The sequence below is a fragment of the Leclercia sp. GLN_9 genome (genome assembly GCF_043105735.1).
In the GTDB taxonomy this organism is placed as follows: domain Bacteria; phylum Pseudomonadota; class Gammaproteobacteria; order Enterobacterales; family Enterobacteriaceae; genus Enterobacter; species Enterobacter adecarboxylatus.
The window spans coordinates 17,302-31,853 of record NZ_JBICLV010000004.1 but is presented as its reverse complement, the minus strand read 5'-3'; the positions used below and the strand labels follow the sequence as shown (position 1 = coordinate 31,853).

Annotated in this window: 11 protein-coding genes; 5 read left to right on the top strand and 6 right to left on the bottom strand. The window is 55.4% G+C overall.

The genetic code is table 11. The features are described from left to right. Positions 1 to 5: 5 nt before the first annotated feature. From ACF8PE_RS00155 to ACF8PE_RS00145, 3 genes are all read right to left on the bottom strand, one after another. Positions 6 to 1,067 (bottom strand): YncE family protein, encoded by a 1,062-nt coding sequence (locus ACF8PE_RS00155; RefSeq protein ID WP_392494180.1) that lies wholly within the window; start codon positions 1,065 to 1,067, stop codon positions 6 to 8. A 134-nt stretch (positions 1,068 to 1,201) separates the two neighbouring features. Continuing rightward, positions 1,202 to 2,512, bottom strand: a complete 1,311-nt coding sequence (locus ACF8PE_RS00150) for a type II toxin-antitoxin system HipA family toxin (RefSeq protein ID WP_117386531.1) — start codon at positions 2,510 to 2,512, stop codon at positions 1,202 to 1,204. Positions 2,513 to 2,515: 3 nt separating this feature from the next. After that, entirely contained in the window at positions 2,516 to 2,767 is a 252-nt protein-coding gene (locus ACF8PE_RS00145) for a helix-turn-helix domain-containing protein (protein ID WP_032618098.1), read from the bottom strand. A gap of 799 nt (positions 2,768 to 3,566) precedes the next feature. Here ACF8PE_RS00145 and ACF8PE_RS00140 point away from each other — a divergent pair. From ACF8PE_RS00140 to iaaH, 3 genes are all read left to right on the top strand, one after another. After that, positions 3,567 to 7,367: an NAD(P)-binding protein gene (locus tag ACF8PE_RS00140; RefSeq protein ID WP_392494178.1), complete on the top strand. Its 3,801-nt coding sequence runs from the start codon at positions 3,567 to 3,569 to the stop codon at positions 7,365 to 7,367. Positions 7,368 to 7,592: 225 nt separating this feature from the next. Next, on the top strand, positions 7,593 to 8,297 hold the full coding sequence (locus tag ACF8PE_RS00135; protein WP_032618100.1) for a response regulator transcription factor: 705 nt from the start codon (positions 7,593 to 7,595) through the stop codon (positions 8,295 to 8,297). 80 nt (positions 8,298 to 8,377) lie between these two features. Beyond that, positions 8,378 to 9,817, top strand: coding sequence for an indoleacetamide hydrolase (iaaH, locus tag ACF8PE_RS00130; protein ID WP_392494176.1), 1,440 nt, complete (start codon positions 8,378 to 8,380; stop codon positions 9,815 to 9,817). Positions 9,818 to 10,022: 205 nt separating this feature from the next. Here iaaH and ACF8PE_RS00125 read toward each other — a convergent pair whose 3' ends face one another. Beyond that, positions 10,023 to 10,439 carry a hypothetical protein gene (locus ACF8PE_RS00125; protein WP_164540346.1) on the bottom strand — a complete coding sequence of 139 codons (417 nt, stop codon included), beginning with the start codon at positions 10,437 to 10,439 and terminating at the stop codon, positions 10,023 to 10,025. A 142-nt stretch (positions 10,440 to 10,581) separates the two neighbouring features. Between ACF8PE_RS00125 and ACF8PE_RS00120 the strand changes: the two genes are divergently transcribed. Together ACF8PE_RS00120 and ACF8PE_RS00115 are read left to right on the top strand one after the other, a co-directional pair. Continuing rightward, complete coding sequence (locus tag ACF8PE_RS00120) at positions 10,582 to 11,118, top strand: dihydrofolate reductase family protein (protein ID WP_151584541.1); 537 nt, start codon at positions 10,582 to 10,584, stop codon at positions 11,116 to 11,118. Positions 11,119 to 11,227: 109 nt separating this feature from the next. Beyond that, positions 11,228 to 12,568 carry a glycoside hydrolase family 10 protein gene (locus tag ACF8PE_RS00115; RefSeq protein WP_059307936.1) on the top strand — a complete coding sequence of 447 codons (1,341 nt, stop codon included), beginning with the start codon at positions 11,228 to 11,230 and terminating at the stop codon, positions 12,566 to 12,568. 37 nt (positions 12,569 to 12,605) lie between these two features. On the opposite strand, the gene ACF8PE_RS00110 is transcribed toward ACF8PE_RS00115, so the two are convergent. Beyond that, positions 12,606 to 13,130, bottom strand: coding sequence for a hypothetical protein (locus ACF8PE_RS00110; RefSeq protein ID WP_059307935.1), 525 nt, complete (start codon positions 13,128 to 13,130; stop codon positions 12,606 to 12,608). Between the two features lie 111 nt (positions 13,131 to 13,241). Then, complete coding sequence (locus ACF8PE_RS00105) at positions 13,242 to 14,498, bottom strand: MFS transporter (protein ID WP_392494173.1); 1,257 nt, start codon at positions 14,496 to 14,498, stop codon at positions 13,242 to 13,244. Between the last annotated feature and the right edge of the window lie 54 nt (positions 14,499 to 14,552).

The window sequence follows — 14,552 nt, the reverse complement described above, 5'->3', positions numbered from 1 at the left end:
GATCCTTAGAACTGGGTTAAATCAATCTTGAGCACGTAGTCCGCTTTATTGGCTTTTTCATCCTGCTTCACGCTGGCATAGAGCGTGTTGGCATCGGCAGAAAGCGCCAGACTGTTTGGCATCGCCGCGGTTTTAACGGTGTGTTTCAGGCGGTTGCTGGTCGCGTCGATCACGCTAATCTGGCGATCGTTGCGATGCGTGACATAGACTTCTTCCCGTGCAGGGTTATAGAGCACGCCAACGGAGTTAGGCGTCGGGACACGGTGCAGGAGCTTGCCGGAATCCAGCTGCACAACCAGCACATCGCGGGTGTTTGTGTCAGCGATATAACCCACCCCTTTCGCGGTGTTCAGGGCGATGTTGAGGAAGTAATGTTCCGGGTCGGCAGGATCGACCTTCACGCGGCTCAGCGGCTGCGACGTTTTGCCATCAAGGGTGATCAGCTCCCCGGTACCGGAGACGACGTAAACTTTATCGCCCGCTTCATCCACCGCAAAACCTACAGGCTCCAGCTTCTGGAGGGTGTGTACAAGCTCTTGCTTCTGCGTATCCACTACCCAGAGCAAGCCTTTATCTTTACGACCAATCCCCGACACATACAGACGCTGGTGCTTCTTATCCAGCACCACTTCACGAACGTGGGCTTTCTTATCCGGATCGGCATCGTCGCTCAGTTGGATGGTTTTGATGACGTCGTTGTTGCGCGTATTAAGCAGCGTGACCGACCCTTCCAGAGCGTTGCCCAGATAAAGAATGTGCTGCTCCTGATCCAGCGCGACGGCAAAAGTGCGGCGTTCTGTCGGGATTTGGTGTTCAATTTTTAGCGTGGGTGCCGACAGCAGGAAGACCAGCCCGGCCGTTTTGTCTTTATCAAAAGAGGGCGCGGATGCCGCATAGAGGGCTTTCTGGGCGTTATCATAGGCCAGCTCATAAACACCATGTCCAAGCGGCTGTACAACGAAATCCTTTTCGGTAAATTCTTTCGCGAATAGCGAACCAGATTGCACCGCCAGGCAAACGGCAAGCGCACACAGGGTTTTGTTCTTTCCGGCAGAGGTAGTTTTCATGTCATTATTCTTTACAGTTGCTTACGTAAAGAAAATGATAATGAAAATAAATATCATTTACAATTGTAAAGAATTCTCAACCACCTACCATTTTTAGTATTGAAGTCCGGTTATATTGCGCAATTAACAACCCCTTAACTCACGAACCGCCCTATTCTTGCCGCCTGGCTGGCTAAACCCTTAAAAATGGCCTCACTGACCTGCGCGGGGAAATCCGGTGGCAATTCTGCCCTGACGGAGGCAATAACGTCGTCTGTTCGCTCCGCCATCTCGGCCAGCAAACGGCGAGCGGCCTCCTGGGAATAACCTGCAAAAGCAGCGGTGCTGATGAAGTGACGCGGTTGGATCATCGCAAAATGGTACTGCCGGTTCTTGCCCTGTAACGCCATCGCCATCTTCGCTTTTTTGACCGGGATCCCCCCTGCGTCGAACAGCGGAAACGCGGAAATCACGTCGTACAGCGGGGCCATGCGAAAGGCGGAATCCGCCTCGATAAACAGGCTGAAATTCTTCCCGTGACCATCAATGGCGGCCAGCATCCAGAACAGGATCTGCGCCTTAAAGAACAGCTCGCGATCCTGCCCCGCCAGGCGGGAACCGAGCAGCAGCTTCATGGCATCGGCAATCCCGGGACCACCGTGAGATTCATATTTTAGCGCTGGCGACACGCCCAGGGCCTGGCAAAAATCTTCCTGCGGCAGGCGCATCAGCCACCCGCTGCTGGACCAGCGACGGTCGAAACGCTCGATAATCAGCACTTTCTTGCGGCCAAAGGTTGCCATCTCAGCCTGTGCCACTGGGAAACCAAAGGCTTTGGCAATGCGCAAACACAGCCATTCGTTTTCACAACTTTCGCTCAGGTCGATATTGTTTTGTTCTATTCTGCCGATCGGCAGCTTAAAGATATGACTGGTTGGGGTGCTACCCTGGGGCCGCTGCCATCGCGCCTGGTACCACAGCAGCGCCGTCTTTTCCTGCGCGCCGGCCAGCGAAATGCGAAAGTCGGCATCCTCCTCGGTCATCCCCAGCGGTGCCATCTGATACCCGTCGAGCAACGCGGCAATCTGATCGTCATCCAGCGGTTCGGCCACGATATCCGTTACCGGGGGGATCTCCTGTCCCGGCGGATAGAGCTGAATGGCGCCCACACAGTCACGCCCGACACTGGCCAGCAGATCAAAGGGATGAGCGGTTTCAACCTGGAATCGGGCCTGCATGCGGGCAATAATCGCCTCAGAGTCAGGCAGCAGATTACTGAAGAAATTAAAGACCTGCGCGCCTCTGATCCTGCCGTGCTGTAGCGGCAAAGAGAGCGAAATCGCGCGCGAACCCGGCTCGGCCAGCCATTCCGGGGCATACTGGAAGGACATTGCCCCGCTGCCGTCACGATGCAGCGTCCCCACTACGTCGCCATTCATCGCGACAGTCAGTCGTTGTGCGCGCATTGCTTACCACTCCTTCTTCCAGGCATTGTTATCCGGCAACGTGCCGCCTCGTTTCACCACGTGCAGCTCCAGATCCAGCGCCGAGAGGATTTTGAACAAGGTTTCCAGTTTGGTAGAGCCTGGTTTGTTCTCAAATTCCGATACCGTGGTTTGTTTAATCCCCACCTGTTCAGCCGTTGCCGTTTGGGTTAACTTATTGACCTTACGCTGATCCCGGACAGCCTGAGCCAGTGCGTCTGCCGATGTAACTTTCATGTTTATCCCCCATAGCGGATGTTTTATAAAAATCCCCTATAGGGGATAAAATGAGAATACCCCCTATAGGGGATAAGTGCAAATTATCCCCTTTAACGGATAATCGCCCCCGCCATCTTGTTTTGCCAGACCGTGTGAATGTGCACGATGCTGAGGTAATAGATAAAAGAGTAGCATTGTATGTTGTAACTACAGAATAAATTTTTTTAGCGACCTCTATTTAATACATTTTAAAGGTGCGCAGTTTAATATTCCCGCGTTAATGAAAAACTTCCCAAATATAATCCAAAATATAAAACAAGCTCCCGTTTCGTTAATTACAGTCTGTAAACCTGTTTTGCGACTAACTAACGTAGCGGCTTCGGGTAATTTATGCGTCCAATATAAAATAATTCCGCTTAAACGAAGCGTATTGCGTAAAAAAAACACCCTTACCTCCCGATGATTTTAATCATTTTTTAGCAAAGCGAAGCAGGTGCTCCATGAAAAGAACCCTCTGCTCATCAGGGTTCCCGTCTATCATTTAAAGATAAGAGAACAGTAGATCTGGTTCGCCTTTATTTTTGCAAGGGATGTTAAAACAAACCTGGTACTTCCGGGTGGTTTTTTTTTGACTCTGTTTAGCCTTTAATGAAATACGGCGAGGGGGTAGGCATGCCTGAATACGATCTAAATATGAGTGAAAGCCAGGTTATTTTACCAGGATTTGACCCATAGAAGTGCTTATTTATTTCTCCTTTTTAAAACCATGCTGGTTTGCTTTTTTATTGAGAAATACTATCCATACGGGAGCAGTGAGATGCCGATTTTCAACTCATTCTGGCAGGCGGGGTTTGAGGGTGCAGATTTTGTTACACGGCAGGGTCATGCCCTTTCAATGGATGATATTACGGGCCACGGCAGCAGACATCTCGAGGATTACAGGGCGCTTAGCCTCTTTAACATTGCCACGGTAAGAGAGAGTGTTGGCTGGAGACTCGCTGATAAATCAGGTGGTTACGACTTTAGCGCCGTGGCCGCAAAAATGGTGTCAGCAAAGGAGAATAGCGTCCAGATTTGCTGGACAATTTGCCATTACGGCTGGCCGGACGATACCGATTTTTTCTCAGATGAATTTGTAACGCGTTTCGCCCGTCTGTGCGGCGCGCTGGCGGCTTTTTTACGCCCCTGGTATCAGGAGCCGCCGGTCTATTCCCCGATCAATGAAATCTCCTTCACCGCCTGGGGGATCGCGGTAGGTCTGTTTCCCGCCTCCCTTGGGCAAGACATGGACGGCATGCAAATCAAACGGCAGCTGGTTCGTGCCGCGATAGCGGCCTGCGACGCTATATGGGCTGCCGATCCCCGCGCCAGAATGTTGCACTGCGATCCCATTATCCATCTGATTTCTCCCGATAACGACCCAACGGTCGAACAGGAAACTGAGGCGTTGCGCACTGCGCAGTTTCAGGCGTGGGACATGTTAGCAGGACGGCTGGAGCCGGAACTGGGGGGCCATCCACGCTATCTGGATCTGATTGGGGCCAATTATTACCACGACAACCAATGGATGACGGGAAACAACCAGCGCCTCGCCTGGCATCTTGGTGATGGCCGCCGACGACGATTACATACGATGTTACAGGAGCTTTATGAACGCTATCACCGCCCTATTCTGCTTGCCGAAACAAGCCATGTTGGCAGTGGACGTGGCGCCTGGATTAACGACGTCGCCTCTGAAGTCGCTCAGGCTCAGTTGGCAGGCGTTGAGCTGACCGGGATATGCCTTTATCCCATTATTGATCGCCCCGACTGGGAAAATAACGCTGTCTGGCATCACTGCGGTTTATGGGACATCGCGCCCGATAAAGCACGACATCTGAATACCGTTTATGCACATGCCCTTAAGCAAACCCAGGCGCGGCTGGAACATTTTCAACGGCCATCCGGCGCTTTGACCTTCACCGGCACAGAGGAATCAGATATGAATAAAATATATGTATTTAGTCACCTGCGCTGGGACTTTGTCTTTCAGCGTCCACAGCATCTGATGACACGTCTTGCCCAGCACTATCACATCGTCTTTATCGAAGAGCCGCTCTATTCAGCGGATAAACCGGAGCTGAAACTCTCCCGGCCTGCCCCGAACGTCACTGTGGTTCAGCCCCACACGCCATCAAAAGCGCCCGGATTCCATGACGAGCAGATAGCTTTTCTGGAAACGCTCCTGACAGAGCTACGGGAGCCGGACGAAACCCCGGTGGTCTGGTTCTACACGCCGATGGCGCTGCCGCTGTTGAAAGTCTTTACCCCTGCGATCGTCATCTATGACTGCATGGATGAACTTGCCGCCTTTGAGAAAGCGCCTCGCCAGCTGTTGCAGCGCGAATCTGCCCTGCTGACACGGGCAGATATTGTCTTTACCGGCGGCCCCAGCCTGTATGAGGCCAGAAAAGGCCGTCACCCGAATATTCACTGTTTTGCCAGTAGCGTCGATGCGGTTCATTTTGAACAGGCGCTGGATCGGGGAAATCATCACCCGCTGCAGGACGACATTCCTCATCCACGGCTGGGGTACTACGGCGTCATTGATGAACGCATGGATTTATCGCTGATTGCCGCCCTGGCGGACTCGCATCCGGAGTGGCAAATCGTGATGGTCGGCCCGGTAGTGAAGATCGATCCCGCAACCCTGCCCCAACGCAGCAACATTCATTATTGCGGCATGCAGCCTTATCAGGCCCTGCCACAGTTTCTTGCCGGCTGGGATGTGTGCCTGATGCCTTTCGCGCTGAATGAATCCACACGTTTCATTAGCCCGACAAAGGTGCTGGAGTACATGGCCGCGCAGCTGCCGGTGGTCAGCACCGCCATTGCCGATGTCGAAAAACCTTATAGCCACGTTGTTGCCGTCGCTCAGGATCACGCCGCCTTTATCGCCGCCTGTGAACAGGCCCTGGCGCTGCCGGAAGAGACCCGAAAAGCGCAGCAGCAGACAATGCAGAGCATTGTGGCCAGCACCTCGTGGGATAAGACCGTGCAGAGCATGCATGCGCTGATTGAGAGCGCGTTTTCACGCTATCTGGATGCCTCAGCAGGGTCGGTCGCGCCCGGGGATAGCCCCTCTGACGAGGCCAGTTCCGAGCCGGTTTTACGGCTGGTTCCACCAAAACTGGCCCATAGCGAAGTTGAGGAGTGTTTAATCCTCGGCGCCGGGCCAACCGGGCTGAGCGCAGCCTATCACTATGGCGAAGGCGCAACGTTACTTGAGCGCAATGCCACGGTCGGCGGGCTTTGTCGCTCCATTCAGGACAAAGGGTTTACCTTCGATTATGCGGGCCACATTATGTTTTCCGCAGACGAAGACGTGCTGGCGCTGTACAAGACGTTGCTGGGCGACAATATTCACTGGCAGATCCGCGAAGCCTGGGTTTATACCGACGGTGTTTATACACGCTATCCGTTCCAGGGATCGCTTTACGGACTGCCTGCCACGATCGTCAAAGAGTGCATTCTGGGTGCCATCGAGGCGCGCTACGGGACAGGGTCTGATGTGCAAAGCATGACGACCTGCACAGAGAAAACCGCTCAGGGTAAACATCACCACGACTGCTGTGCCGATGGCGCGGTGCCGGACTACATCAGCGCAGACGCGGCAGAAAAAGCGCCGCGAAAAGACAGCTTTGAAGCCTTTATCTACGAGACCTGGGGCAAGGGGATCGCCCGGCACTTTGCCATCCCCTACAATAAAAAATTGTGGACTGTGCCGCTGTCGGAGATGGAGACGTCCTGGCTGGGAGGCCGCGTTCCCCTGCCCGACCTGGAGCAAATTATCGACGGCGCCCTGAATGAGACCGCAAAACCGATGGGGCCTAACGCCCGCTTCGGGTATCCGTTACAGGGCGGTTTCCAGGCGCTGATGAACGGGTTCCTGCCGCATATCAAAGGCCGGATCGAGACCGGGGCTGAAGTAAGTAAAATATATGCCAATCAGCGCATAGTTGCCCTCGCAGATGGACGGCAATACCGCTATGAAAGGATGATCAGCACCCTGGTGCTGCCGGAACTGATTCGTCTTATGGGCGATGAAGTGCCGCCTGAGGTCCGTAAAGCGGCGAAAGGCCTGCGCCACGTCTCTGTTCGCTGCGTGAATCTGGGGATTGGTCGCGACAATCTGACTGACAAACACTGGATCTACTACGCCGGGAAAACGATCTTCCACCGCATATTCGTCCAGGGTAATGCCAGCCCCTTCTGCAGCCCGCCGGGCGGTTGCGGCCTGACCTGCGAAATCAGTTATTCACCGGATAAGCCGCTGCCGGTTGACGGCCAGGCGTTAATCGACCGATGCATTAAGGAGTGCATCGAATGCGGGATCATTTCGGCAGACGATGAGATTATCACCGCCAATCAGATAGATATCCCGTATGCCTACGTGATTTACGATCAGAACAGGAAAGAGAACGTGGAAACGATCCGCAAATGGCTGCTGCTGCATGGCATCACGCTGGCCGGACGTTACAGCGAATGGGAATACTACAATTCAGACCATGCGTTTATCGCCGGGAAAGTGGCGGTCGAGAAAGTCCGCGGATCGGCCTACCGGCATTCTGTTTCCTGACGGCTAAATCATTAACTGTCCAGCTGTCGCCGTTTGCGCTAACGTATTGTTCGCAAACGGCGACGATCGGTCCTCCAATCGCTGTAGAACCAAGGCAAACCGGGCACGATGTTGAGGTGTCTTATTCGTATAAGTTTATTGTATGTTGTAACTACAGACAATTCTGCCGCTGCGCCTGGTCTGTTCTACACTCACTTACACAACACCATCGGGAGAAGATCAGATATGGAGACTCCATTAACACCCCACGAGCTTCATCTCTTCTCGCACATTCTGTGGCAACTCGGCTCGGGTCAGGGCAGCCGCACCCTGCGTCAGGAGACGCTGGAAAATGTCTGCGCCCTGTTACAGGCCGATTTTGCGGCATCCTGCATCTGGTCTTCTCTCTCTAACACCTCACGCCATGGCGTCAGCTGGAACATTGACGACAAAGCGATGCGCGAGCATGCCAGCACCTGGCAATATATCGATCCCATCACCCCACTTCTGCGCGCAAAACAGCGCCCGACGCTGGTTGATGAGGTGATGCCAGCCCGCGAATTATACAAAACGCCCTTTTACCAGCACTTCCTGAAACCCTGCGGGATGCATCACGGGGTGAATGTCTACTTTATACGTGAAGGTGAAGACGTGGGCGATCTGCGCATCTGGCGGGCCAAAGGTGCCCCGCCGTTCGGGCAACGCGAGATCGCGCTGCTGCAGTTGCTGGAGCCCTGGTTTGCCAGAGCCTTACCCAAAGATGACGCGTCACCGGCTTTAACCGCCCGCGAGCAGGAGGTTGTCAATCTGGTCAGTAAAGGCCTGGGGGATAAAGAGGTCGCCCGACTGCTGAACATCAGCTTCACCACCGTTCGCACTCATCTCAATCACGCGCTCAAAAAGCTGGATTGCGCCAACCGCACGGAGTTGGCCTCACGGTTCCGGCATTAATGCCTCCTCAATCCTGAGGATGGCGGGCGCGTTTGGGATTTGCCTAAATGTTGCGGATACCTACAGCCAGGAAACAGCCCATGAAAATAATAACACCCGCAACCCCTGCACCTCTGGATACCCTCTCCGCCGCCGATGCGGCGCAGCTCATCAACGACCGAAAGATAACGAGCGAAGCCCTGGTTCGCGCCTGCTTAGCTCGCATCGATGCGCATGAGAACCTCAACGCCTTTATTACTGTCAATGCGGAACAGGCGCTGGCCCAGGCCAGAGCCTGGGATAAACACCTCTCGGACGGCGGTGCCCCCTTGCCGCTGGGTGGCGTTCCCGTCGCGGTGAAAGACAATATTCACGTCGCCGGTTTGCCCAATACGGCGGGTACGCCTGCGCTGAAAAATTTCGTGCCCAACACCACCGCCCCGGTGATCCAACGTCTTATCGATGCGGGCGCGATCATTATTGGCAAATGCAACATGCATGAGCTGGCCTTCGGCGTCACCGGTTATAACGCGGCGTATCACACGCCTCTGATTAAGGGCGTGCGCAACGCCCACGATGTCAGCCGCATTGCGGGCGGCTCCTCGTCGGGCAGCGCGGTGGCCGTAGCCGCCGGGATGGCTCCGGTGGCTATTGGCACAGATACCGGGGCATCGGTGCGCCAGCCTTGTGCCCTGAATGGCTGCGTCGGTTTTCGCCCCACTACCGGGCGCTATTCGCAGATAGGGATCACCCCCATCTCCCACACCCGGGATACCGCAGGCCCGATGGCCCGCAACGTGGCAGACATTGCCCTGCTCGACAGCCTGATAGCCGGTGGCGACGTGTTAGCCCCTAAACCCGCCGGGACCCTTCGCCTCGGAATTGCGCACTATTTCTGGCAAGCGCTGGATGAAGAGGTCAGCCAACTGGCCCACGCCGCGCTCGACAGGCTGCGCGCTGCCGGGGTCACGCTGGTTAGTGTGGATATGCCCGGGCTTGAAGAGGCCAATGCCGCTGTCTCCTTCCCGGTGGTGATGCACGAGGGCAAACACGATTTGATTGATTATCTGCAGGCGCACGAAACCGGGCTGACGCTGGAGGATATCGTGGCGCACATCGCCAGCCCGGATGTCCGCGCCATCTTTGAGCACGGGATTGTGCCGGCGCTGATCCCGGACAGACACGGGGATCTTATCCCGCTGCCGCCGCTGTATCAGGAGGCGATTTCGCAGGGGCTCGGGCGGTTACTCGCCCTATATGAACAGACCTTTAGCGACCATCATCTCGACGCGCTGATTTTCCCCACCTCGCCGGTCGTCGCCCCGCTGGCGAATGATGAGGTGAGTTCAACAGAAAACTTTGCCCGTTTGATCCGCAATGTGGATCCTGGCAGCAATGCACGACTGCCGGGACTGACCCTGCCGGTCGGGTTTGGTGCCACCAGCGGGCTACCTGTGGGGCTGAAGATAGACGGCTTGCCAGGCTGCGATGCGCAGATTCTGGCGACAGGTGCCACGCTGGAGCGGATTTTGGGGCAGTAGCAAGTCGCGAATTCTCCTGCTAAACAGCCGGGAACCATGAGGGTTATACAGCAGCGTCACCGGAGCCAGAAGCGCAACGCTTATCAGCTGAGCGCGTGGTGTCTCCGGTGATGCTGTCGCCTGATACATCCCGATCGTAGACAGGACGATCCACACATACAACGTAACACCGCGCACCAGAACGAGAACTCACCAGCCTCCCCGCCTACGACAGAAAGTGATACTCGCGCTTAAGCTGCCCCACCAGCACAGCCCCGGTAATGGACAGCAAGAATCGGGGATGTTGCAGATGCAGAGGCCACGTCTCTTGTGTATGCGCGGACCAGAATAATATTCGGCCACCAGCGACAGTATGCAAAAGAGCGGAAACAGGCTGAGCCACTCCCGGCCGGAGCCAAGTCATTGGGATCGTCTGGATCAAACGCCCGTCAATCAGGCAGAACCAGAGCTCGCTTAGCCGCAGACGTAACAGCAGTACGCCGCTGAGAAAAAAGCCGCTCCCAAACAGGATATAGACCGCGTGCCCGCCAACAAATATCAGCCAGCCGCCGGGAATACTGTATGCCAGAACAACCAGTGAGCCGCTCAACACGGCCCGCAGACGAGCTCTTGTCTGTAGCATTGCCCTCCTCTTTTCTTAACTCAGGCAATAAAGCAATCGACGGGCAGGCAAACGAATAAACAGGCGTGCCGTGTTTTAATGAAGAAATTGCTAACATCACTACACTTAACTGGCGACAGGCCACCTGAATACGGAGCAGCGGATGGTTAGCACACATGTTTTTATCGCGGTCAGTCTTGATGGTTACATTGCCCGCCAGGATGGCGATATCGACTGGCTGTTGCAGCGCGATGATCCGACAGAAGATCATGGCTATACAGCGTTCATTGCGGACAAAGAGTGGATCGTTATGGGTCGGGGGAGCTATGAGAAGGTGCTGACCTTTAAGGAATGGCCTTATGACCGCCCAGTGCTGGTACTCTCCCGACAGCTGGCCGATACCCCGGTGCCCGAGGCGCTGAAGGGCAAAGTGCAGTTCTCACGCCACACGCCAAAGGAAGTGCTTAATGACCTGGCAGCGCAGAATGTACAGCGCGTCTATCTCGATGGCGGGCAAGTGATTCAGTCGTTTCTGCGTGAAGGATTAGTCGCCGATATCGTTATCACTACCGTTCCGGTCCTGCTGGGTTCGGGAAAACCGCTGTTCGGTTCCCTGTCCCGGGATATCAATCTGACATTGTTATCCAGCCGCAGCTTCCCTTCAGGTCTGGTGCAGTCGCACTATCGGCTGATGTCATAGCTGACAGGGATAGCGACGACCAACACTCACACGAGTAGCACTCACCGTTAAAAATTGACTTGCCTCCGAATAGAACGAAAATAAACGTTCCCGGCGACACACTATAGAAATGGAGTCTATCATCGCCTGCTCACGTCATTTTCAGCTTACGACCCGGCTTAAACGTTCAGGTGCCCTGATCGCGGGGGCATTATTGCTGGTCAGTTGCAGCTCTACGCCGCCAAAATCGCTGGTTACTCCGCTGCCGCCGGTGGCTAAACATCCCCTGCCGGATAAAACAGGCCGACATGAGCCGGTGCGTGGCGTCTGGCTGGCTACCGTCTCCCGCCTCGACTGGCCGCCCCTGGAGTCGGTGAACGGTCGCCCTGCCGCATCGCGGATCGCTATGCAGCAAAAGGCGCTGACCGATAAGCTGGATAACCTGAAAAGTCTCGGGATTAATACCGTATTCTTCCAGGTCAAACCGGACGGTACAGCCCTGTGGCCGTCAAAGATTTTGCCGTGGTCCGATATGCTTACCGGCAAAATCGGTGAAGATCCCGGCTATGACCCGTTGCAGTTTATGCTCGATGAAGCGCACAAGCGCGGGATGAAGGTCCACGCCTGGTTTAACCCTTATCGCGTCTCCACCAATACCCGCCCCGGCACGGTCGCGGAGCTGAACCGTACCCTGTCGCTAAATCCGCCGAGCGTGTTTGTTCTGCATCGGGAGTGGATCCGCACCGCAGGGGATCGCTATGTTCTCGACCCGGGTATTCCTGAAGCGCGGGACTGGATCACCAGTATCGTGGCCGAAGTGGTGTCGCGTTACCCGGTGGACGGCGTGCAGTTTGATGACTACTTCTATACCGAAACTCCCGGCTCGATGCTGAATGACAGCCAGACGTACCGCCAGTATGGACAGGGTTTTGACTCGAAAGCCGACTGGCGCCGTGATAATACCCAGAAGTTGATTGCTCAGGTCTCGCGTACCATTAAACAGCTCAACCCTAACGTCGAGTTCGGCGTCAGCCCGGCAGGAGTATGGCGTAACCGCTCCCACGATCCGGCCGGGTCCGACACACGGGGTGCCGCGGCGTATGACGAGTCCTTTGCCGATACCCGCCGCTGGGTGCAGCAGGGTTTTCTGGACTATATCGCCCCGCAGATCTACTGGCCGTTTTCCCGGGATGCAGCGCGGTATGACGTGCTGGCGAAATGGTGGGCCGGGGTGGTGAAACCAACCCATACCCGCCTCTACATTGGCGTTGCGCTGTATAAGGTGGGCGAGCCGTCAAGCAAAGAGCCAGACTGGACGGTGAAAGGCGGCGTGCCGGAGCTGAAAAAGCAGCTTGACCTGAACGAATCCGAGCCGCACATCGACGGCACGATTTTGTTCCGCGAGAACAACCTTAATCAGCCTCAGGCGCAGGAGGCGGTTCGGTATCTGAGAACCCGCTGGGGGTCCTAGCGCCTGATGCCGGGTATCTGTGTTATTCGTGCCGGTGTTAATGTCCCTTTGCAGGCAAAACGGTGCATTCCGTAACGGGACCGTAATCATATCCCTGAACGGTGAAGTTCGGGAAATCAGTCACTGTGACCATGCTGTCAGACTGATAACTCGGGGGAGCATTATTGCGGAGCTGGGCTTCATTTTCCCGGGCCAACTCCGCTGAAAAGGGGCTGGTCACACTGATGCTGTTCGGATCAACGGTATGTAGCTGCCCCGTTTCGTCTGTGGTGATACTGAGCCGATAGCGTTGTGTGATGTAAGAGGTGGTTTTGCCTTTGGCTATAAAGGTTGTGATGACCTGAAATACCCGGGTGTCACCCTGATTAGCGATCACGGTCATGCTGTTTTTGTAATCCAGGATGACGGGCTTATTATCCGCAACGATCGTTATCGGAACATGACAAATAACCTGAGCACCCGGCTGTTGTACGGCATTTAAGCGCAATACCTCTTCATGCGAGGCTGCATGGACAATCGTTGGGGCCAACAGGAAGATAAAAACCGCGAAGGCTCTGCACATGAGTATATTTCCCTTATTTATAATTTTCTTCCAATGTACCTGTCGCGTTTATTCATTGAAAGGCTCCCTTTACGCCCCTACCCAAACGGGGAGCAAAGAGGCTTCTCCACCTTATAGGCTGCGTTCCCCTGGCAGAGTATGCGCTTCAGGCTGAGAACCACTCTCCAGCTGCCGGATTGCCGGTACCAGACTGGCCCCTGCCGTGGCGATCACCACCGCCAGGGCTGAAACCAGCAGCACGTTGCTGGTGCCGTACTGAATCGCCAGCGGGCCAGCGATAAGTTCACCAAAGGGAATGGCCACAAACGACCCTACCGCGTCATAGGCATAGACCCGCGCCAGTTTTTCCGGGGGAATGTGGGTTTGCAGAGACTGCGCCCAGGCGACGCCAAACAGCCCAAAGGTGACGCCAGCCATAAAGAACGCGGCGATAAGCCAGGGCGTGGTAGCCAGCTGGCTCAGCATGAAAATGGGTAAGGCGCAAAACGACATCAGCATCACCCCAATGAAGAGGTCGCGGCGAGGACGCCAGCGCAGCGCGAGGGATGATCCGACGATCAGACCGATACTTTGGGCGGCAATGATAAATCCCCAGTGTGCCCGCCCAAATGAAGCATCCGCAATCACTGGCCCCAGCACCATCATCACGCCGCTGAAGGCCGCATTAATAATGGTGAACTGGACGACGATAGCCCAGACCCAGGCCCGGCTGGCGAACTCCTGCCATCCCTCTTTCAGGTCATGCAGGATATTGCTTTGCGATGAACCGGTTTCGACGGGCTGCACGCGAATGAAATGATAGAGCGGTGCCGCGGCGGCGAAGCCCAGCGCATCAATGGCCAGCCCCCAGCCGGGACCGACTGCGCTGATTAAAATACCGCCCAGCGACGCGCCAATTACCGTCCCACCGTAAATACCGGCCTGCAGAAAGGCGTTGGCCTGACGCAGATTGTGGGCGGGAACCGTCTGGGGGATGAGCGCAGATGAGGCCGGTAAAGCAATGCCGGCAGCAGCGCCATTGATGGCGCCAAGCAAGGCCAGTCCGATGACCGTCGCAGACCCGTCCAGTACCGACCAGGCCACAATAGCCTGTGAAAGGGCCGCCACCACGGAAGAGGCAACTAACACCCGGCTACGGGAATAGCGGTCTGCTAACACCCCGCCCAGCAGCAGGAAAAGTACGTTGAAGATCGACCGGGACGCGACAACGATACCCAGATCGGAGACCGACCCCCCGATATCCAGCACCGCAAAAGCTAAGGCGATGGGGGCGATACCATTCCCCAGCACGGTGAGGAAGCGAGCAGAAAACAGATAGCGAAAGGCAGAGGAATGAAAGGCACGGACGTTTTTATGAGGCGTTTTCATGGAGTCAATGGCATCGGGTTCGGGAGAGGCATTATAACGGAACAGCGTTTCAAA